This window comes from Streptomyces maremycinicus, from assembly GCF_001184025.1.
GTDB classification, from domain to species: domain Bacteria; phylum Actinomycetota; class Actinomycetes; order Streptomycetales; family Streptomycetaceae; genus Streptomyces; species Streptomyces maremycinicus.
The window spans coordinates 1-19,865 of record NZ_BBYG01000011.1; the positions used below are offsets into that span (position 1 = coordinate 1).

At 66.7% G+C, this 19,865-nt stretch carries 21 protein-coding genes; 4 read left to right on the top strand and 17 right to left on the bottom strand.

Annotation, left to right across the window (positions count from 1 at the left end):
* Positions 1–46: 46 nt before the first annotated feature.
* The 5 genes from AOQ37_RS10500 to AOQ37_RS10525 all read right to left on the bottom strand — a co-directional run bounded on the left by AOQ37_RS10500 (position 47) and on the right by AOQ37_RS10525 (position 6,116).
* A complete protein-coding gene (locus tag AOQ37_RS10500; protein ID WP_062643635.1) occupies positions 47–646 on the bottom strand; it encodes a hypothetical protein in 600 nt (199 codons plus the stop codon).
* An 81-nt stretch (positions 647–727) separates the two neighbouring features.
* Positions 728–1,518 (bottom strand): IS5 family transposase gene (locus AOQ37_RS38560; protein ID WP_374701494.1). Its coding sequence is split into 2 segments (ribosomal slippage): positions 728–1,203 and positions 1,203–1,518, totalling 792 coding nucleotides; the frame shifts between segments, so codons are not numbered across the junction.
* Positions 1,519–2,426: 908 nt separating this feature from the next.
* Positions 2,427–3,182: an HNH endonuclease gene (locus tag AOQ37_RS10515; protein ID WP_159401327.1), complete on the bottom strand. Its 756-nt coding sequence runs from the start codon at positions 3,180–3,182 to the stop codon at positions 2,427–2,429.
* 98 nt (positions 3,183–3,280) lie between these two features.
* Positions 3,281–4,816, bottom strand: coding sequence for an AAA family ATPase (locus AOQ37_RS10520; RefSeq protein WP_062643639.1), 1,536 nt, complete (start codon positions 4,814–4,816; stop codon positions 3,281–3,283).
* 478 nt (positions 4,817–5,294) lie between these two features.
* A complete protein-coding gene (locus AOQ37_RS10525; RefSeq protein ID WP_062643641.1) occupies positions 5,295–6,116 on the bottom strand; it encodes a hypothetical protein in 822 nt (273 codons plus the stop codon).
* Positions 6,117–6,704: 588 nt separating this feature from the next.
* On the opposite strand from AOQ37_RS10525, the gene AOQ37_RS10530 reads away from it, so the two are divergent.
* Genes AOQ37_RS10530 through AOQ37_RS10545 form a run of 4 tightly spaced genes read left to right on the top strand, consistent with a single transcriptional unit; the run spans position 6,705 to position 8,458 of the window.
* Entirely contained in the window at positions 6,705–7,094 is a 390-nt protein-coding gene (locus AOQ37_RS10530) for a hypothetical protein (protein ID WP_062643643.1), read from the top strand.
* Positions 7,094–7,417: a hypothetical protein gene (locus AOQ37_RS10535; RefSeq protein ID WP_062643645.1), complete on the top strand. Its 324-nt coding sequence runs from the start codon at positions 7,094–7,096 to the stop codon at positions 7,415–7,417. The genes AOQ37_RS10530 and AOQ37_RS10535 overlap by 1 nt, the downstream gene beginning before the upstream one ends.
* Before the next feature lie 16 nt (positions 7,418–7,433).
* Positions 7,434–8,051, top strand: coding sequence for a hypothetical protein (locus AOQ37_RS10540; RefSeq protein WP_234436862.1), 618 nt, complete (start codon positions 7,434–7,436; stop codon positions 8,049–8,051).
* Positions 8,048–8,458, top strand: a complete 411-nt coding sequence (locus tag AOQ37_RS10545) for a hypothetical protein (protein WP_199824977.1) — start codon at positions 8,048–8,050, stop codon at positions 8,456–8,458. Before AOQ37_RS10540 ends, AOQ37_RS10545 begins: the two co-directional genes overlap by 4 nt.
* Positions 8,459–8,707: 249 nt before the next feature.
* On the opposite strand, the gene AOQ37_RS40390 is transcribed toward AOQ37_RS10545, so the two are convergent.
* From AOQ37_RS40390 to AOQ37_RS10595, 12 genes are all read right to left on the bottom strand, one after another.
* Complete coding sequence (locus AOQ37_RS40390) at positions 8,708–10,030, bottom strand: hypothetical protein (protein ID WP_159401328.1); 1,323 nt, start codon at positions 10,028–10,030, stop codon at positions 8,708–8,710.
* Positions 10,027–11,067, bottom strand: a complete 1,041-nt coding sequence (locus AOQ37_RS38565; protein WP_159401329.1) for a caspase family protein — start codon at positions 11,065–11,067, stop codon at positions 10,027–10,029. Before AOQ37_RS38565 ends, AOQ37_RS40390 begins: the two co-directional genes overlap by 4 nt.
* A complete protein-coding gene (locus AOQ37_RS40395) occupies positions 11,064–12,284 on the bottom strand; it encodes a thioesterase domain-containing protein (protein WP_159401330.1) in 1,221 nt (406 codons plus the stop codon). The genes AOQ37_RS38565 and AOQ37_RS40395 overlap by 4 nt, the downstream gene beginning before the upstream one ends.
* Before the next feature lie 443 nt (positions 12,285–12,727).
* Entirely contained in the window at positions 12,728–13,117 is a 390-nt protein-coding gene (locus AOQ37_RS10555) for a hypothetical protein (protein WP_306305210.1), read from the bottom strand.
* A gap of 67 nt (positions 13,118–13,184) precedes the next feature.
* A complete protein-coding gene (locus tag AOQ37_RS10560) occupies positions 13,185–14,315 on the bottom strand; it encodes a DnaB-like helicase N-terminal domain-containing protein (RefSeq protein ID WP_078890116.1) in 1,131 nt (376 codons plus the stop codon).
* The gene (locus AOQ37_RS10565; RefSeq protein ID WP_062643650.1) at positions 14,315–15,589 is read right to left on the bottom strand and encodes a DNA cytosine methyltransferase; all 1,275 of its coding nucleotides are present in this window, start codon (positions 15,587–15,589) and stop codon (positions 14,315–14,317) included. Before AOQ37_RS10565 ends, AOQ37_RS10560 begins: the two co-directional genes overlap by 1 nt.
* Entirely contained in the window at positions 15,586–16,458 is an 873-nt protein-coding gene (locus AOQ37_RS10570) for an adenine nucleotide alpha hydrolase family protein (RefSeq protein ID WP_078890117.1), read from the bottom strand. Before AOQ37_RS10570 ends, AOQ37_RS10565 begins: the two co-directional genes overlap by 4 nt.
* Before the next feature lie 23 nt (positions 16,459–16,481).
* Complete coding sequence (locus tag AOQ37_RS10575; RefSeq protein WP_062643652.1) at positions 16,482–17,444, bottom strand: alpha/beta fold hydrolase; 963 nt, start codon at positions 17,442–17,444, stop codon at positions 16,482–16,484.
* An 83-nt stretch (positions 17,445–17,527) separates the two neighbouring features.
* Positions 17,528–18,175: a hypothetical protein gene (locus AOQ37_RS40820; protein WP_199824978.1), complete on the bottom strand. Its 648-nt coding sequence runs from the start codon at positions 18,173–18,175 to the stop codon at positions 17,528–17,530.
* A gap of 26 nt (positions 18,176–18,201) precedes the next feature.
* Positions 18,202–18,885: a hypothetical protein gene (locus AOQ37_RS10585; protein ID WP_234436863.1), complete on the bottom strand. Its 684-nt coding sequence runs from the start codon at positions 18,883–18,885 to the stop codon at positions 18,202–18,204.
* Between the two features lie 64 nt (positions 18,886–18,949).
* On the bottom strand, positions 18,950–19,459 hold the full coding sequence (locus tag AOQ37_RS10590; protein ID WP_107085165.1) for a hypothetical protein: 510 nt from the start codon (positions 19,457–19,459) through the stop codon (positions 18,950–18,952).
* 5 nt (positions 19,460–19,464) lie between these two features.
* Positions 19,465–19,779 (bottom strand): XF1762 family protein, encoded by a 315-nt coding sequence (locus tag AOQ37_RS10595; protein WP_234436864.1) that lies wholly within the window; start codon positions 19,777–19,779, stop codon positions 19,465–19,467.
* Positions 19,780–19,865: the final 86 nt, after the last annotated feature.

Below are 19,865 nucleotides of genomic sequence, written 5' to 3' on the forward strand. Positions count from 1 at the left end.
GAGCTCGTAACACGATCTTGTAACCTCGAAGAGAAAGCACGGATGCTCACTGCTCCGGGTCAGACCAAGTCGCCACAAGTGCTCGCAGATCTGGAAAGCGGGGACCGGAGACTGTCTCCTGGGTGGGTTCACCGTTGAGCCAGCACACTTGCTCGGGGGCGCCGTCGCCAGTATCGAACAGGCAGCACACCCCGCCGCTGTCGGCGGTGAGGTCGGTGAACGCCTTCCTGACGTTGGCCGAGCGCGCGAACAAGCGGCTCATCCCCGACGTCGCTGCCCAGCACTCCACCGACGCGTAGCCAGGGTGCAGGAGGGATTCGAACCGGACCATGGCGTAGATGTACCCGATCTGGATGCGCCCGTCCGCCTCGGGGCCAGGTCCACCCGTCTGCGCATACTCGAGCAGTGCATCATCGACGTCGAACATGAGGGATGTGTCGAGCTCGAGCGCACTGCTCGTGGAGCAATCGACCGGATCGCTCTCGAAGTGGGACGTGAATGGGAGGACGAGCCGGTCACCGCCGGGCAGGGTGACATCAAGCGGCGGCACGGCTCGGGCCGGTCGCGCCAGCTCGGCTAGATTGGCCAATGCCCTGGCGACATTCCGAGGCCGCAGATAGATGTCGTAGCCGTAGGTCAGCCCCACATTTCCCCCTGTCTCAGATCGAACCGAACCCTCTCACGCCCCGGCCCTTGGGCGCTTGTCGGTTTATGGCTCGCACCCCGTTCATGAGTGGTTCCTCTTGAGGCGCCGCCAGCAGATCAGGCTGCAGGCCAACGAGAGGAAGGCGTTGTGGAGTTCGAGGCGCCGTTCCCATCGGACGGCGAGGCGTTTGAACTGGTGGAGCAAGGCGAAGGTCTGCTCGACGACATAGCGGAGCTTGCCCAGTCCTTGGATGTTCGGCGCACCCTTGCGGGAGATCACCGGCACGATCCGCCGTTGACGTAGTTCACGACGGACGGTCCGGGAGTCGTACGCCTTGTCGCCCAGCAGGGCGTCGGGGCGTCGGCGGGGATGGCCCGGACGTCCGGCGACGGGCGGAATGCCGTCGACAAGGGCGAGGGTCTGGGTGATGTCATTGACGTTTGCCGCAGTGGTGATCACCTTGAGCGGGGTACCCTTCCCGTCGCAGATCAGGTGGTGCTTGCTGCCTGTCTTGCGCCGGTCGACTGGCGACGGGCCGGTCGCGGGTCCCCCCTTTTTGCGCGAACGTGGGAGCCATCCACGCACGCGCGGGACCAGTCGAGCTCGCCGACTGCGTTCAGTTTCGCGAGCAGGATGCGGTGCAACTGGTCGAAGACCCCTGTCTGCTGCCAGCGATCCAGACGCCGCCAGCAGGTCTGTCCGGATCCGAACCCCAGCTCAAGGGGCAAGAGTTGCCAGGCGATGTCCTGGTGCAGGACGTACAGGATGCCCTGCAGGCACAGCCGGTCCGGCACCGGTTTCGGCCCCGGCGACCGCTCGGGCCAGGGCGGCAGCAACGGTTCGATCAGCGCCCACAAGTCGTCGTCCACGATCCACGGCCGATTCGTCACACCCACCCGAACGCTCAGATCATCACAACAGTCACGCCCGATCAGGGCACTTCAACAAGATCCTGTTACGAGCTCTATGCACGAGCGGACCGACGCGATGGTTCTGGCCGTCACAGATCCTCTCTACCGAGAAGTGGTGGAGCCCTTGCCCGCTGGTGTACTTCCAGCCGTATTCGACGAGATCATCGTTGACGGTAAAAACGGGCCCATGGTGGCGTGGAGGACGGCTCCGATGGCAACAGACGCCTACGGATGGGCAGAAGAACGGTCTTCATAGCCCGCTACTGGGATCATGAACGGGGCGCGGGGCCCACACCGGAGGCCCCCTGTCCGTGGCTCGCCCACCAAGTCGCAGCGTGCCGCTATAGAGAAGCGCCGCGCTGACACAAACGACCTAAAGCTCGCCGGCGTCGACTGGGTCACCATCGGCCGCAAGCTCGCCGCCACCCTCCCTCAACAGCGATCGCTCGCCTATCCGCTGGCCGAGTCTGCGCGATGACGATGGTGGGCACTTCAGGGGACTCCGTGTCGGGCTCAGTGCGTGCATGCTCCCGCCGTTCAGCAGCAATGCCCGGCTGTCGTTGATGGAGCTCCCTGAAAGCGGCCACCCCCTGCTCGGAGAAGGGCCAGGAGCGGTAGGTGCGGCCGGCCTTCCGATGAGCGTGCGCGCTGTACAGCCGGAATCTGGCATCCATCGGGTCCATGCGGGAGATCCGCGAAGGCGGCGTTCCCCGCCCTGGCGTCCCGGATTTGTGCGGCGTGCCGGAGTAGGGATGCTGTCAACGAGTGGCGAACCAACCGACAAATAGCCTGCCAGTAACTCTTGGATCGAAGGCGCTTGGTCCCGTCGGTCGGTCGCCGAGTACCTCACCAGGACCGCATCCGAAAGCTCAACCACCGAATGCGCCGTTGCAGAACATTGAATCGTTGGCCAGGCTTCGGTAGGTGACGCCCATCCAACTGTTGGGGCGGTTGATGAGCGAGCTGGTCGCGCCTGCGAGTAGGTGAGCGCGGACGGCGTCTGCCCCGCCGGAGATCAGGAGCGTGTGGAGCTGGTCTCGGATTTCACCGATGAATCTGTTGGCTTGGAGGGCGTAGGTCTTCCGGAGTCCGAACAGTTTGAAATGGTTCCGGGCGCGAGCGGTCAAGACCTGGTCCCAGTTGGGTGGAGCAGAGACGAAGAACTCCAGGCGGACGAAACTGTCCTCGTGGACAACCCTGGCGGCGAGCCACCCTTGCCCGTCGATGTGATCCAGGTATGGATGGAGGGGGAGCTCCTCGATCGCGCTGGCTCTCTTGTCAGCTTTCGCCTTATTGCAGTCCGAGCAGGCTGGTATGAGGTTGAGGGGGTCTACGCAAAGCGCCGGGTAGCTGCTCTTGGGCATGAAGTGGTCTAGCTGGCTGACAGTCCCGTGGCCGCACAGGGGGCATCGCTCGTGTTCTGGGGCGCTCATCAGCTCGTTGTAGATCGGGCGTCCGGGGCCGCTGACCATGCCGTTCTGGTAGATCCAGCTGACGGCCTTCTCCTCCTCGCCCATGCCAGGGATCTGGAACTTCTCAGGGGCGAGGGTGTGCAGGGTTTGGTCGGCGGCTGCGGTTCGGAAGTCCTCCCCGGCCGCTTCGACGGCGTCGGCGGCTGCGGTCAAGCGGCTGCGTCGCTTTTGGGCCCCCATTTCCTTGGTGAGGGAGATGCAGATCTCGTAGCTGGCGCGGGCGCCGTGACGGGGCGGGCGCAGAGGCCACATCAGATGTCCTCGCCTGCGGCTTTGTCCGCCAGGAGGATCCGGACCAGCCCCTTGGCCTCTCCGCCGAGCTGCCCGCCGAACCGGGCCAGGACTTCCGGGTAGGTGTCCAGTTCCCGTACGGCTGCCAGGATCTCTGCGTGGAAGCCGGAGTCTTTGACCTCCAACCCGAATATCTCGTGGGTGAGCACGCCGACGTTCTCGCCGAAGGTCTCGATCTCGGGGCGCTCTACCCGACGCCCGATCTTCCACACACAGGAGCGGGGTACTTCCTGGAGGACGACGGGAGAGTGCGTGGCCACTACCGCGACCGCGTTGCGTTCGGTCAGCAGGTTGGAGAGTGCCTTGATGAAGGAGGCGAGCAGCGGCGGGTGTAGGTGTCCTTCCGGCTCGTCGAGAAGGACGAGTGTCTGCTGGGTGACAAGCTCGGTCAGCCGGGTGATGGTGAGCAGTACGAGGGCGTGGCCGGAGCTGAGCTCCTTGAAGATGGCTATGGGTTTGTCGGGGTTCACGAGGTCTGGAGGGGCGGCCATGTGGACCTCGTGGTTGCGCAGGTGGCGTGCGAACTCGTGGATGGGTGATTCCGCGAAGACGGGGTCGTGCTTGAGCATCTCGAGAATGCGGCGCCATCTGTGGGCCCAGCCAGCTCGTGCGATGTTCTCCACGCTGGCGGCGAATTCGGAAGCCAGTTCGTCGCGCCCCTTGGGGCGCCCGTCGCTAGCGGTCAGCAGCCCCACGTATTCGTGCCTGGCCGGGTAAGGGGACGTTATGGCGACGGTGGTGACGGGATCGAAGGCGCTGAAGGATACGGAGACGACGGTGGCGAACGGGTTGTCGCTCGCGGCCTGTGCCGGATCGTGGTCGATGTGGCCAGCACCCGATTCCGGGCGATCGGCGTTGACTACGGCTTGGGCGACGCCGCGGAGAAGGGTGGTTTTACCAACTCCGTTGCGGCCGATTAGGACGTGCACGTTGCTCGGCGGCGCTGAGGCTGGGTCGACTTCGAAGCGCAGCAGCGTAGGCAGGCGGGAAGCGTGTGCCGGTGTGACATAGCCGAAGCTGTATTTCGTGAGTCGGTCGCCACCGCTGGCGATATGCCTGTACTGGCGCTGCAACGTCTGCTCGTCGACTGAGCGGAGAAGCGAAGTTCGCGTCACATCGTGGCGCCATGCGCTGTTGGCGATCCGGATATCGAAGGCGATGTCGCACAATGCCGTGAGTAGCGCCTGGCGCTTTGCCGGCCCCAGGGCGCGGATGTTGTCGTAGTAGGTGTCGTCCTGGCCCACCGAGAAGAACACGGTGGGGTCGAGGTCGGCCAGTTCCCCTTCGGAGAGTGGATGGCCACCGGGCTCCTGGTCGGCGCAGCCGATCTTGACGCGCCCAAGTAGTTGAGGCGAGGAGTCGTACGTCTCTCTGAAGAAGAGGTCGTAGCTCGTACGGAACCCGAAGTCATCCCAGTCGTTCGGAAGGAGAATCGCTCCGGCTGGGCTGGTGAATGCCTCGGGGCGGTTGGTCATGTGGCCGACGTGGATGCGCACGGGGTCCTCCGGGGGTGGGGTCGGCGCCTCGGCCGCATTCCCCCAAACTTTATCCGCCCCCGACAACAGAGTGACCTGGAACAGACCAGCACACCATGCACCTAGACCTTGGTGCCGAGCCGACTCCCCGCCAGCCGGAACCGAAGGCCGTCGCGGACTGACCGCAACTTTGCTCAGCACGTGGGTTGGTTCGTCGTTCGCTAACAGCACTCCGATTAGCAGGGCGTTGGGCAAACGCGTGGGCGCTCAGCTGGATCCACTGACACTTGCGTCGGCTCCTGGACGAGGACGCCTCGAGGAGCCCGGACGCCTGCTCTCCCGTCGGCCTGACAGTTGCCTGGGGGGATTGATCACTCGCCTTTCGGCCGGATGGAGGCTTGCAGACCGAGCGGGATCAGCTCAGCATTTGACTTCGCCGCGTCCGCTTAACCAGCGGAGGGTTGGGCGGGGGCGGCTGACGAGCCCGTGCCGCGCTTGGTCACTCGGGGTGGCCTTGCTGGTCCGGTGGCGGAACAGGCAGTGGCCAGTACGCCATGTCTCGCTTGCCGTCCAGCGCTTCGAGTAGGACGTGCTCGTCCAGGGACGGGGTGGGCGGGCCGCCTCGAGGGCGGTCCATGACGGTGCGCCCGTGGTTGGCCATGATGTACTTGGCGCAGTCCTCAAGGAGGGCGACGGCCCACTCGCGTGCCTCGCGGCCCGTACGGTCGGCGCTCAGGCGCCATGTGCGCGTGTATCCCTGAAGGCAGAAGTCGGGGTCGACGAGCAGCAGCCCTTTCTTGACGGCGCTGGCGCGGGGGTTGAGCGGCCAGATGCCGAAGGGCACCACGGTGTCGGTGTCGAAGAGCCGTGTCAGGAGACGGTCCAGGCTTGCGGCCATAGCGATGGCGCACGGCTCGTCGAAGAAGCGGCGCTGGGCCAGGCCGGTGAAGTGCTCGAATTCATCGTGGAGCCCGTCGGGCAGCACGGTGTCCGCGTCGGCGGACGGGATGGGAGCTTCGGCCAGGGACGGGGTGCTGGCGAAAAAGACGTCAGGATCCGCGTCGGCGAGGCGTGCGCGGTCCTGGTCGGTGAGGGGGCGAGGGGCGCGGGGGCGGATGTTGCCGAAGGGGGCGAACCAGGCGCGGGGGCCTAGGTCTCCGGTGCCGGCTTGTTGGCTTACAGGGTGGTCGGGGTCGGCGGCGATGTCGGCGAGGGCCTGGTCGTAGTGGAGCAGGACGTCTTCGTCCTGCAGGAAGGCTTCCCGCCAGCGATCGAAGGCGCGGTGGCGGACGGTGAATCGGTCGCCGGTCGGCAGGCCCACGGTGTGGGCGTATCAGCGAGGTCAAGCTCGCCTTTCACTGGCGGAACTGCCCTGAGGCGTTCCAGGACCAGGTACGACTCGCGGCATGGACCATGATCAATGGGGTGCTGCGGCCGACATTCCTGATGGCCCGCAGCACCGGGATCCGAAGCCGGCTCAGTGTTCAAGGCACACACGCGACGGTGTCCGAGTGGATGCGCCTGGCCCGATGGCTCGTCGAACGCGGCATACGCACCCTGGGCAAGTGCGACAGCCAGGTGCTGCACGAGTACGGTCTGCACATCCGTGACCTCTGTCTCGGCCGGGAGCGAATCCGAGCCATACTCACTGCGCTGACGCGGCTCTGGGCGTTCGACGAGCTCAGCGCACAGCCCGCAGGGATCGGGCGCCCGCCCTGGGACGAGTCCGGGGCCGATGACTACCTGCCCGCGGCCACCGGGGCGGGGAGAACACCACCGAGGTCCTGGCCGAGCAGACCATGGGACCGCTGCTGGTCTGGGCGATCCGGATGGGCGACGACTTCTCCGACGACATCCTGGCGGCCTGGGACGAGAGACAGCGGCTGGTCACCGCAGCACGCACCAACCCATGCCGCTGATCACGGCCAAGGCGCCGCTGCCAACCACGGCCGTCCACGGCGCTGTCAGCCTGGCCCGGTACTACGTCGGCGGCCTGACCGGCGCCTCCAAAGGCCACATCCAGGCGTTCGTCCGCCGTCATGGGCTGAGGGAGCTGGCGCCGCAGTATCCGGGGCCGTGTCCGATGGACTCCCCGGTGACCGGCCGGATTGCCGGCCAGCCCTGGCGGGAGGTGATGGACTTCAACGAGACTCTCGCGCTTATGCGGCACCTGGGCACCGCCTGCTTCATCGTGATCGCCTACCTGACCGGAATGCGGCCCGGCGAGGTCCTCGGCCTGCCACCGGCTGCTGCCCTGATCCCGAACCCGGCCTCAACGGCACGCTCGGACGGCACCTGATGCGCGGCAACGAATACAAGACAGCGATCGACGAGGACGGCAACCACCGTGCCGCAGGCGTCGAGCGCGAGGTCCCCTGGGTCGCCATCGCCCCGGTCGTCCATGCGGTCCACGTCCTTGAACGCATCGTTCCCGACGGACACCTGCTGTTCGACCACAACGCTCACCACCTGGGCCAGTCCGCCCGGGACACAGGCTCGCTCAAACCCGAGGGCGTGCGAGTCCGGATCGAGGCGTTCATCGACTGGGTCAACCAGGAAACCGCCCGCCATCAGACCGGCGAAGCCATTGCGCCAGACCCGCACGGGCGGGATCGGCGTTAGCCGATTCCGCCGGTCGTTGGCCTGGCACATCGCCCGCCGTCCCGGCGGGTTGGTCGCCCTCGCCATCCAATACGGGCATCTACGGACGGCCTTTGTCACCGAGGGGTACGCGTCCCGCAGCCGGGACGGCATCCATGAACTCATCGACATCGAGACCGTCCGCGCGGTCGCCGACACTGTCGCCGACCTCCACGACGACCTCGAAGCCGGCGCGGGAGTCTCCGGTCCCGCCGCACGACGCGCGATCAAGGCCGCTGCCCAGGCGCCCCGGTTCGCCGGAACGGTCATCACCGCCACCACCGCCCGGCGGCTGCTTACCAACGAGGACGCCCTGCTCCATGACAACCCGCATGCTCTCCTGCTCTGCCATTATCGGCGCGAGCAGGCCCTCTGCCACCGCGGCATCGAGCGGGATACCCCCTGCCTCGACCATTGCGTCGCTGGCTGCGGCAATGTCGTCCGCACCGACCAGCACGCTGCTGAACTGCGCGGCCGCGCGGACACCTTGGACAAGCGCGCCGCATACCTTCCCCAGCCGCTGGCCGAACGGCTCCGGCCGAACGCCGCTCGGCTGCGGGCCCTCGCCGACCAGCACGACCAGACGCGCATCACCCTTGAGAAGGACACCGCGTGAGCCCCGCCCTTGACGAACGCGCCCGCATCCGGGCGGCGATGGACCGCATCCTGTCCGGCGAGCCTGCGCACTCCACCGGCGCACTCACCATCGTCGCTCTCGCCCAGGAAGCCGGCGTCCCCAGAAATGCGCTGACCCAGCGGCACCTGGACCTGAAGAACGAGTTCTACGAGCACGTCCGCCAGCGCGGGGCCATGCCCGACACCGAGGCCCGCCTGCGGGCCACAATCACCAAGCTCAAGAAGACGATCGCCAACAAGAACAAGGAACTGGAACAGCTCCGCGCGGACGTACCCGCGCTCGTCCGGACCGTCAACCAGCTCACGCTGGAAAACCAGCAACTCCGCGAGGTCCTGCAAGGCGACCAGGCGAACGTCGTCCCGTTTGTTCGGCCGCCGCAGACCTGAGAGGAGCCCCGAAGCCAGTGGGGTGTAGCCCACGGGGTGCCCACTCAACTATCCACGCACGCAACTGAGGATGTGATGACGTTCGAGCCTGTACATCTCCCACTGCACTGCGCTTGTCTTCAGAGCTGCATGCGGGATTTCGCGCACGTCAGCATCGCCTCACCGCAGGACTCCTGCGCCTTAGGCGGACTTCCGGAGTGTGGCTATCAGGTACCGCAACCGCACTCGGCTTCGCGGAAAGGCACGGAATTAATCCTCAGCGATTGCGCCTTCGATCACAGACAAGGGGAGCCCGGTATAGGAGGAAACGTCTACGACGTCAAAAATTCCAGCATCCTGAGCTGCGGCGAGCGCGTCTCTATCATGGTGACGTGGGTCTATCCCAAGGTCCCAGCGGGCATAAATGCTCCCGCCAGTCCGTACCGAGGCCATTTTGGCGTTCCAACTGTTGGCTGGAATAATCCGCTCTGCTGTCGCCGCCCATTCAATCAGGGCCTCTGTTCCATCAGCAAAAATGGGTGGCGTCTCGAAGACGGTCCATGGTTGTGCAGCAGGGGCGCCTACCCCGACCTTCCGGTCGGACTCAGTCAGCAATCCGGGGCCGCAGAGCAGGTGACGGATCAGGTGGGCGTCGGGGCTATGAGGGAGTAGACGCAGAAGTCGGTCCGCGATGACGGACGACCATTCTTCCCGGTTTCTGTTCTCGAGCTCACATTTATAATAGTTCACATGCTCGAATGCAAAGCCGTAGGCGCCGATAAGGGCGAGCATCGGGTTTTCGATTTTGCCATTTAGTAGTGATCGCTCCTCGCTGCGAGTCAGTACTATCCGACCTTCAGCCAGTCCGTTGAGTGCGGCTTCGACGTGGCTGTAGTACCACGCCGCCTTCGGGGAAAATCCTTTCTCAAGCGGCACCATGGTGATAAGGCTCTGCTCGAGTTCTACATCGCCGCCAGAACCGTCAAGGGCTTCTTCCTCCGGCCCCCAGGGGACGAAGAGCTGTGTCTGCCAGCCCTCCTCCACGAAGACCGCCTGTCCACGCAAGCCGAGATCTGGAACCTGATGAGTAAGCAGGTAGGTTCCCGGAGGTAGTGCGACAGAGAGCGCACAGAAGCCCTCGTCCAGGTCAAAGACTCCATCCTCGGCAACGCTTGCGATGGGCCGTCGGTCCAGGGTCTCAACGGCGAGTACTGGTGGCAGGCTACGGTGAGATCCATCAGTTCGAATGAAGACGAAGAGCCTGCCGGATCCGTGCTTTCCCCAGTTCAGATGGACGTTTCGGCTCTCATGCACTGCGGCGGCCTCGTGGCTCTCGCGGTGCGTTCGCACGCCAGGCAGGGGCGCAGGCGAGTCCAAGATGGGAGCTAGATCCTTCAGATGAACCCGCCCGGACGACGGAAGCGTGACGAGGCGCTCGTCGACTGCCCCGGGCACCCGAGCCTCTACACGGTAGATTCCACGAGGAAGGCGCACCGAGAGTGTGTGGGTGCCGGCAGCCACCTCTTGCATCAACGAGTCGAGCACCCTGAGCTCAGTGAACTCGTGCCTTCCCTCAACGATCAACCGTGTCATCCGCGGTTCCCTCCCAGGTCAAGGTCATAGGAGGAGTTGCGGTCGTGGCCAGGTAGCAAATCGATGGGCGTCGAAACCCCAGTCGGCTCAACCTTGATCGTGTAGAGGCCCATCGTCAGGTCCAGCGCAACCTGCGTTTGACCCGGGGCGGTCGCTTGCATCCCCACAGTGTCGCCGTGTTCGTCGGACACCACAATGCGAGTCGCACCGACCGGCAGCGTGACGTTCACCTCCCGTCGCCACGGCTCAACGTCCGTAGCCAGGATGAGGTGCTGCCTCTCACCTTGAGTATCACCCGTGTAACATTGCCGAATCTTCTCGCTCTTCGTCAGCACCACGAGCCTTCTTTGGATATATGATCCAAGTCCCGCGCTCGTGATCATCCGGCTTTTGGTTGCTGCCGCTCCTTCCAACCCTTCCAACAGCGCCTGGGTGAACAAGCCGCGACGCAAGGACCAATGCATACTGCGTTCGTAGGCTGCCTGCCTGAAACCCGCTGCGTACATCACCACCTGGGTGAGTCCTTGAACGTCTCCCTCGGCATCATCGCTGGTCCAGTCTGGTCCGTGACCGATGATTCGGCTGTCGTATTTTCGACAGCAATCAAAGAGGTACATCTGCTCCGGGAACATACGCCGGGCCAATGCGTTGCGGTACTCCGTAGCGTTCACCGCGCGGTTCAGATTTTGCCTGTTCGCATCGGCCATAATGAGCGCGAGATGATTCCGCTCCCGCGAGCAACCGTGCCCCGCGAAGTAGACGTACAATCTGCGAACGTGCCTCCCGGGGCGTTCCAATGCCTGAGCCTCGGCGCGTGCAAAGATTTCGTCGAACCCTGCATTGATTTCTTCCCGAACGGGGCGCTCATGCTCTAGCCCCAGACTTTCTATAACTTTGACGTTTTCCGATGGTAGACCCCCTCGCTCCTTCAGCCACTCCGCTACTCGACGCGCATCGTTGATCGGACCTAGCAAGGACTTCAGATGCGGGTAATGTGCTATTCCGATGACCAGCGCATAGTCCTGATCCTGAGTCACTGTGCCCACCCCGCTGACAACTTTCGATAAGTCTCAGGGAGGTTCCAATACTCGCTGTGCGCCGCAGGGAATGGTGCACCAGTATCGAGTATGATGTCGTTGACTAGTGCGAACATAGGAGCAGCCAGGAAGCTTAATGTGTCATCCGGATCGTAGATATTGAGCCAGGCACCCACGCGCGCCGGAGAGTTCAACTGTTCACCCGTCACCTGTTCAGTTCCCTGATGTAGTGCGCCAAGCTCAGCAAACAGCCCGACTTGGCTACCCACAGTGCCGAGAAACTCTACGTCCCTCCCCGCCCCCATGCAGTACTCGAAGGCGATCACACCTCCCAGGCTATGGCCGATGATTGCCAATGGGCCATCGTTGCCCGCGTCGCGCACCGCGGCATCGACCCGCTCCAGGATTTGGGTTCTATTGCGAAACCATGCCAGGACGTCGCCCAGAAACAACGACAATCCCGGCATTATGCGATTTCGTAATCCCGCCCGGAACGCGAACGTCAACGACTCGGACGCCAGACCTTTGGCGAGTTCCTTGAACATCCCTCGTTCACCGCCGAGTTGGTCATCCTCGCGCAGTGCGGTTTCAACAAGGTCAACTGCTTGGTTCCATCGGAATCCACCTGCCAGCAAATCACCTGCCACAGTCTCCTGGTAGAGCCAAGCCGTGATGGCACGCGCTACCGGCGGGCACAGGTCATCTATGTCCAATACGCGATCCGCGCGCTTTGCCTCACCAAATATGGCATGGACGATGGCGCCGACTCGCTCGTGATCAAGTGGCGGGTAAGGGCCGGAGACTGATGGAGCTAGGCTCGCGACTCGGCTGCTGAATGCCACCTCCGCCTCGTCGAACCTCTGGTTTCGCTGTTCAACGCCTTCGGGTACTGGGAGGAAGCCAGCGGCGTCTTCCCCGAAGTCCTCGGCGTCCCGCAATCCCGCCAACTCAGCCAGCGGGGCCTCCAGTAGCGCAGTAAGCAGACCCACCGCCGAGTCCGCTGGCACCTCCGATTCCAGCTCGCGAGCTCCTGCTGCGAAGCCAGGAATGGTTGCACCCGTGTACGACTCGGATCTGCCCAGGTCGCCCCAATAGCATGGTTTCACAGGCTGGTAAGCGGTAGTTGAAGCAGCAGCGAAGCCCTTCTCAACCTCACCGAGCAGGCCATCGAAACGTTTCCGGCGAACGGTTATGCCGTGAATGAAGAGGATTGGCATCGGTGTCCCTCCTACCATAGGAGAGCAGGGATCGCATCTGCTGGTCGCAAGATCTATCGACCACACTCACTACATTCTATGAACCGCTTGAGGATTCCGCGCGGGCTGTGGCTGGCGGTCAGCTGCGCGACAGTGACGGGGCCGTAGAGGAGCGCGACCAGGGTGCCAAGTGCGATGGGTAGTCAGCGCCGCAGGATGCCGAGTTCGGGAAGACGCTCAACCGGTTCGGACTCCGCGGATCTTCCAGCCGCACCGGGGTCTGTTTCGACAACGCCATGGCGGAGTCGTTCTTCGGTGCCCTTAAAGAACGAGCGTGCCACACCGTGCAGACCCGGGCCCCTGCACGCCTAATTGCGCTGGCGCAACGCCAACGCCCGCCACCGCGACGTCCTGGCCGCCGAACGCAAAGAGCGCGTCCGCGCCTGGCCGCTGGCCAGTCCTTCCTACTGCAGGCCACCGGTCGCAGCAGACCCGACTCTGCACCGCGAGTGCTTGCCCTTGCCAGAGACAGCCAGATGTCGACACGCTGACTTGACAGGGAAGTTCGCCCAGGTCCATTCCTCGTCCATGGCCTTCTGGAGCCGAGGGGTGATCTCGACGGTGATGCCTTCGGCGGTCAGGTGCTTGGCTGCGTCCTGGGCCCAGTGGGGCTCCTCGTGGTCGATGCGGACCAGGACCAGGACGTTGTCGGCGACGACGGTCCAGTCGGCGGCCTCCAGGCCCAGGTGGGCGATGTGGGCCTGGGCGCCGGTCAGGACGGCGGTCACGGCGCTGGGATGGGTGGGGTGGGGGTCGAGGTGGACGCGGGCGTCGATGGGGAGTGTGGTGGTCACGTTGAGGTGGTCGTCTCTTCGTCCGGTGGCCGGGTCTTCGGGTCCGGCCACCGGCGTGTGCGGGGTGCTATCGGGTTGCTCGCGCGGCGCGGGCGATGTGGGCGGCCGTGGTGGTCGGCGGTCCGGCGCGAGTGGTGGGCGCGGGCCGCGGTCGCTGCCGCGAGACCGTTCCGGTGGCGTGCTGCCAGCGGGTGCGGACGGCGCCGATGTCGGCGAGGGATCGGCGGGCGCCGGCGACGAGCTGGAACGGGGTGTTCGCCGGGTCGCCGGCGTACGCCTCGATGCGCCGGCCGGTGTGATCGGCGGTGGCCAGGAGGGAGCGCTGCAGGGCGCGCTCGCCCCAGTGCTCCACGGAACCGGCCGGTTCGGCCAGCAGGCGGAGCACCTCGCCCGGTTCGCTTCCGTCGTCGAGCAGGCCGCGCTGTTGGGCCTCCCACAGGACGGTGACGGGGTCGACGGGCTCGCGGCGGCGGGCCAGGGAGGTCAGGCACTGCCACAGGCCGGCGTGCAAGGGCAGGGTGAGGTCGTCGGGGAGCAGCCACCGGACGGACTCGATATCGGAGGGGTGGGCGGTGGCGGTTGCGAGCAGCAGCCGCTCCTCCTCGACTGCCTCGATGTAGTCGGGCGGGATGGCTGGCGGCGCTGCGGGGGTGCGGGGCAGGACGCAGGCGCGCGGTGGGAACCGGCTCGCGATGTCGTCCACGACCGCGGCGAGCGCGTCGGCCTCGGCGAGCACCGTCTGGACGGGGTGTGGGAGGGAGGCATCGTGGACGGTCTGGACGAGGCGTTCGGCTGCCGTCTGCAGGCGGCAGCGGGCGTGTTCGGCCTCGACCATCCGTGCGTAGGCCGGTGCGTGGCGGGGCCAGGGGCAGACCTGGATGAGGGTGTGCAGGTAGGAGGCGGTCAGTCCGCGCGCCTGCTCGCGCCCTGTGGCGAGCACCTGGTCGAGCCACTTGGTGTTCTTGGCGTGCTCGGCCGGGTCGGGCGGGGGCAGGGTGCTGATCGCTGCGTACAAGGCGGAGTGTGCGGCAGTGGAGAACGAGTTGCCGGCGATGCCGGTCACGTCGGCGAGACGGTGCGGATCGAGGAGGAGGGCGCCGAGGAGGGCCTGCTCGACGTAGTGCACGGGCGGCGGCGGATGCGTGTCGGGCAGGTCGTCGAGGTCGCCGTCCTCGTCAGGTTCGGGGGTGCGGGGCATCAGGCGGTGAGGGTGAAGTCGTTGGGGTCGAGGGTGACGCCGAGGTGCGGGGCGAGGAGGTGGCCGGCGAGCAACGGCGGTACGGCGTTGCCGATCTGGGAGAACTGCTGGCCTTTGTTGCCGGCCCAGGGGTAGTCGGCGGGGAAGGTCTGCAGGAGGCCGGCCTCGCGGGCGGTGATCCGGATCGGCTCCGGCACTGCCGCCGTGTCCGTGTCGTCCGTCGGTGCGAGGGGCGGTGCGGCGACCCAGGTGCACTCGTTCGCCCGGTGACCGAAGAACAGCGTGCCTGCCGGCTCGGACAGCGGACGGATGGTGGCGTTGGCCTGGTTGTTGCTGCGCAGGGACCAGGACCAGCGGTGCGCCTCGGCGGTGAACGTCGGCGCCGGGGCGGTGGCGGTCCGGTTCTCGCGGGTGCCGTGCCGGGCGGCCCATCCGGCTCCTTCGCGGCGGGACTGCAGGACCACAGCCTCCGGTCGCGGCATCCAGGTGCCGCGCTCCCGGGCGTCGGAGAGCGTCTTGCGGGAGCCTGAAGGGAACGGTTCGGGCCCGCCGCCAGGTCCGCCGCCCGCGCAGACGGTAGGCACAGGTCGGTCGGTGGCGCCCCAGCCGAGCGCCTCTGCCATCGACACCCATCGGTCACGGCCCGGCCCGAACAGGCTCTCCGGCTCCGCGGTCTGGGCATGCGTGGGTGGTGGGGGCTGGGCGGTGCGGACGCGGGAGGCGAGCAGGATGGCCCGCCGCCTGGTTTGCGGTACGCCGAAGTTGGCGGCGTTGAGGATCCCGTACCAGACCGAGAACCCCCATCCGCGCAGCACGGAGGCGTACTGCTTCCACAGCGGCAGGACGTCCGGCACTTCTTCCATGGCGACCCAGTCGGGCTCGCCGACGGTGTTGAGGGCGTGGAGGTAGCGCATGGGCTCGGCGGCCAGCAGCGAGCGTTCGTCCCGGCAGGCGGTCAGCAGCTTCTCGCGGGTGTCGCGTCCGGCGGCGAGGTCCGCCACTGCCTGGTGCACGAGCGGCTGGTCCAGCAGGCCGAGGCGCTTGCCGGCCATGGACCATGCCTGGCAGGGCGGGCTCGCGATGAGCCCGGCGGTCTTGCCGAGGAAGGGCCAGACGGGATACAGCGCCACGTCGGTGCGAATGGTCAGCTGCCCTGCCGCCGCACGGGTCTTGCAGGCCCACTCATCCCATTCGAGACCCACGTCCCGTGCGCCGAGGACGTTAAGCGAGTGGCTCCATCCGCCCGGTCCTGCAAACAGGTCCAGGATGGTCAAGAGGCCAGCCCGAAGTCGTCCTGTGCCGGCTCGACTTCACCGCGGCAGGCCCACGGGGAGCAGCCGTCGGCGACTCCTTGCTCCAGCTCCTGAAGGTCAAGTCTGCTCTCGGTGAGTTCTTCCTGCATCGCTGCCCATTCGGCGGCGGTGACGTGATCGATGGGGGCTTCGCTGAGAGGCACGCGGGAGCGGTGGAGAAACGCCTCGCCAAGCAGACGGTTGCCGGTGGCGTTCGCGCGGGCATTTCCCTTGCGGATGGCCGCGTCGAACTCCACCACGTCCTCCCATTCCCCCGGAGAGTTGTCGCGGATGTTGCGCCATTGGGCGTTTCCGTGGAACGGGCAACCGAGGCAGCTCGATTTCGGGGTGTCTGCCAGGCCGAGCGACGCCAGGTAGCGGAAGCAGTCGGACCGTGACCAGCCCATGTCGATGAGCGGGTGCCGGTTGCGCATGTACTTGACGTCGGCGTCCTTGGCCCGGTGGAATTCGTCGGTGGAGATGCCGACCCACTGCTCGACGAAGACGCCCTTGGGGATGCGTGTGGGATAGGGGTAGCCGAGTAGTTCCCGGACCTTCTTCTTGATCGGCTTAATCTTATATTCCCCGGTACATTGCCGCCTGGTCATACCCGGCTTTCCGTCCTTGTTCAGGACGTAGAGTGGCATTGATGCAAACCTGTGGTCGGGGTCCAGAGCATCGTTGCGTATGTTTCCGGACGATACGCGGAGAACGGGTATGCCTGCGGGTCTGGCTATTTCTTGCTCCAGCCGGTCGAGATGGGAATAAACGGCTCTCGGTTCCCAGCCTGTGTCGGCGAAAATTGCGTAGTCGACCTTCGGGAGTATGTCGTGGGCGGAGAGGGCGAGCATGGCGCTGGACTGGATACCGGCGCCTAGTGAAATTGCCCGGAAGGCGGGGAGTTCGGAAATGATCGGTCCTGGGGGTGAGGAGGGTGGGGGCTCGGTTCGGCGGCGAGGCGGGCGATGCGGTCGCTGATGAGTGCGGGGTGGCGGATGGGCAGCGCGTGCGTGGTGCGGGGGAGGATCTCCAGGCGAGCGGCAGGGAGTTGGGCGGCCAGTTGCTTGGTGTGGGCTGCGGGGATGTGCCGGTCGTCCGCTCCGGCCATCAGCAGCAGCCGCTCGCCGAACTGGTTGAGCACGGTGGCGTCGCGCGGCTGGTAGCGGCGCAGGCACTGCCACAGGTCGGCGAGATCGCGGGTGTGGGTGTGGCGGATGCCGTGTCGGCACCGAGGTGGCCCGTCGGCCGGCCAGTCGGGGTGGGGCGCGAGGCTGTAGGGGTGTGTGGTGGGCAGCTGTCGCCGCAGGATGTCCGCCGTGCGGGGCGCCCGCGTGCAGGTCAGGGCGGCGAGGCTGCGTCCGGCGGCCAGCAGCCAGGCGCGCGGGTCACGTCCGGGCAGCACGGTCGCACCGCGTGCGGTGGGCGACAGCAGCACCATGCCCCGGATGCGGGCCTGGTGTTGGGGGTGCAGGGCGGAGAGTTCCTGCAGGACGAGGGCGCCCAGGGAATGGCCGGCGAGCACGAGCGGCTCGGCGGGGACGATGTGGGTCAGGATCTGGTGCAGGTCGTCGGCGAGCTGCCGGATCGTCAGCGGTGCCTGGCCGCGCGGGGTGTGACCGTGCGCGCGCTGGTCGTAGCGCACGACGCTCAGGCCCAGGCCGGTCAGGTGCCGGGCGTGGACGCGCCACAGGTCCGCGGTGACGGACGCGCCGTGCACCAGCACGACCGTCGCGCCGCCGGGACGCGGGCGCGCAGGGGTGTCGCGGTAGGCGGACAGGCGCGTGCCGTCCGCGGCGGAGACCGACAACACCGCGGTGGCAGAAGGCGGGTTGCCCACAGGTAGGACTTCCAAAAGGGGGGATCAGTAGGGGGCAGCCGTTCGCCGTCCGGGCCGGGTGGTGGAACTGGCCGTTCGGCACCTCACTGCGCTTGCCGCCGTCCTGGGGCGGGCGGATATCGGGAGGCGACCCCCAGCGGCCGGGCGGGAAAGTCAGCGGCGTGATCGTGTGGGGTTGGCAAGGCGCGGGTGCGCTGGCGTTCGGGCCACGGGTACAGCGCTGACCGATGACCGGGCGGCGGCGCGGGCAGCAGGTCGCGGGTGATGCCGGTGGCGACGTAGTGGCACCCGGTCGCACTCAGGTCGAGCTGGTGGGCGGCGTCAGCGAGGTAGCCGGTCATCTTCGGGAGGGCCTCGGCGTGGCGAGCGGTGCGCACCGACGCTTCGTCCGCCGGATAGCCGGGGAACGGCGCCCCTTCATAGGGGTTGGCGTGCAGCGCGCTGGCGAGGTCGTTGCCGGCCAGGGAGGAGGCGACCACGACCGAGGCCAGGCACTCCAGGTTCGCGCGGCTGCCGGCGACGCTGGTGCACGTGCTGGAGTCGAGCGCGCCCAGGCGGACGAGGACGGTGGCCGTCAGGTCCTGGGTCATGAGCAGAAGCGGGCTGATCTGGCGCAGCGCGTCGGTGCCGGGGGTGTAGGAGACGTCCCGAACGCGAGCGTGCAGGGCCTCGAAGTCGCGCGCCAAACTGCGGAGTTGTTGTGCGAGTTCTGCCAGGTCGAGCAGGGGCATGGGGTGGTGTGGCTCCGGAGGGTCGGTCAGCGGCTGAGGGTGGCCGTCGTCGCGGGGGCGTGCGCGGGTGTCGCGCCGGGTGGCCTGGCGGTGACCGGGCGGCTGATGGCGGCGGCCAGGTCGGTGATGCCGGCGGCGGTGAGACGGACTCGGTCTTGAAGCGGTCCGCCCGCGTAGGCGGAGGACGCGGAGTTCGGGACGCGCTCGGCCAGAGCGTTCGCCTCCAACGACCGCAGGGTGCCAATGAGTACGCGCTCGTCGCGGTAGTGCACGTACTGCCGTCCCAGGGAGCGGGTGGCCACGACGTGCCCGCAGGCGATCTCCCACAGGGCGGTGCGCTGCGTGGCGGTCAGCTGGTGGTCTGGAGCATCGGTGGTGCTCCAGCGTCGGCGTCGGATTTCGTGGGCGATGCTGTCGGCGCAGCTCATGGCGGCTTCGGGGGCCAGGGCGGTCAGGGTGCGCGCCATGGGAAGACGGTGGTCCGTGGAGGCGCTGCTCAGGAAGGCGAGCTGCTGGAGACGGACCACCGCGTCCGACAGCTCGTGACTTTCGTAGAGGCGTTCGTTGGTGGCTGCTTTGATGGCGGTGCGGGTCGCGGAGGCGAGTCGCTGGGCAGAGGCGACGTGGGCGTCGGGTTGGGATTGCGATCCGGCTCGCAAGAGGCGGTCGAGCGTGTCGTTGTGCTGCACGTACTGGTCTGCGAGCAGCATGAGCCGTTCAACCGGCGTCGGTGGCGGGGACACTTCAAAGAGAGGCCATCGGCGGGCGGTGTCGTCATGCGCGGCGCCGGATAGCCGGGGCGGGCAACGAGGCTGGGGTGGGTGCGCTCGCAGCAGCGGAGGTCCGCGGTACCTCCAGCGCGGTGCGGGCTGCTGCCAGTGCCCGCCTGGCGTCGTCGAGGTGGATCCGCAGGCGGCTGTGGTGGTCCAGCGAGTCGAGCTGTTGCTGGAGCGTGTCCTGCGCCGTGGTGGTGAGGGTGATGAGCGGGGCGAGGGCCTGGGTGTAGTGGGCGATGGCCCGCCCGACGTGGCCGGCGCTCGCGCCGAGGATCTCGGCGGGCGGGAAATCGGCGATGTACGGGGCCAGCTGGTATTCGACGTCGGCGGCCATGCCGGCGGCGAGGTGGCACAGCAGGCCGATGTGCCGCGCGGCGTTGAACAGGCCGGTGCCGTCCACGGTGATGTAGTGGTCGCGGATGTCGGCGGTCACGGCGTCTACGGCCTGGCGCGGGGACATCTCGTCGAGGTCGGCGGGTTCGTAAGTGTGCAGGGCATCTCCAGACATGTGTGTCAGGGGGCTTGCCACAGGAAGCGGGCGATGTCGTCGGTGCCGTGGCTGGCCCGAGGCCGGGAGGGGGTGTGCCATCCGGCCCGGGGCGGGCGGCCGGCGATCAGGCCCCATCCCGCGCCGCGCAGGGACGCGCCGCTAACGCCCGACTGGGCAAAGGTGATCAGGCGCTGGTAACCGAGGGCTTTCGCCGCGCGCCACGATGCTCCGTACAGCACCGAGTTGGCGTTGCGTGCGCCGTCGCTGGCGGTCCGGGTGACTTCGAGGGTGGCGCCGTCATCAAGGTGGCGGGCAACCGGCCGACCGACGATGGCCACGGCGCGCAGCGTGCCGGTCTCCTCGATGCTCCGACGGTGAAGATCTGACCTGCGGGCGGCGGATGGTGGCGGTGCCAGGCGCGCAC

Coding starts and splice junctions, on each gene's coding strand:
- AOQ37_RS10585 (WP_234436863.1), bottom strand. CDS start 18,885: ATGCTGCTCGCAGACCAGTACGTGCAGCACAACGACACGCTCGACCGC.
- AOQ37_RS40390 (WP_159401328.1), bottom strand. CDS start 10,030: ATGACACGGTTGATCGTTGAGGGAAGGCACGAGTTCACTGAGCTCAGG.
- AOQ37_RS10535 (WP_062643645.1), top strand. CDS start 7,094: ATGCGCGGCAACGAATACAAGACAGCGATCGACGAGGACGGCAACCAC.
- AOQ37_RS10590 (WP_107085165.1), bottom strand. CDS start 19,459: ATGTCTGGAGATGCCCTGCACACTTACGAACCCGCCGACCTCGACGAG.
- AOQ37_RS40395 (WP_159401330.1), bottom strand. CDS start 12,284: ATGCCAATCCTCTTCATTCACGGCATAACCGTTCGCCGGAAACGTTTC.
- AOQ37_RS10530 (WP_062643643.1), top strand. CDS start 6,705: ATGCCGCTGATCACGGCCAAGGCGCCGCTGCCAACCACGGCCGTCCAC.
- AOQ37_RS10560 (WP_078890116.1), bottom strand. CDS start 14,315: ATGCCCCGCACCCCCGAACCTGACGAGGACGGCGACCTCGACGACCTG.
- AOQ37_RS10570 (WP_078890117.1), bottom strand. CDS start 16,458: ATGCTCGCCCTCTCCGCCCACGACATACTCCCGAAGGTCGACTACGCA.
- AOQ37_RS40820 (WP_199824978.1), bottom strand. CDS start 18,175: ATGCCCCTGCTCGACCTGGCAGAACTCGCACAACAACTCCGCAGTTTG.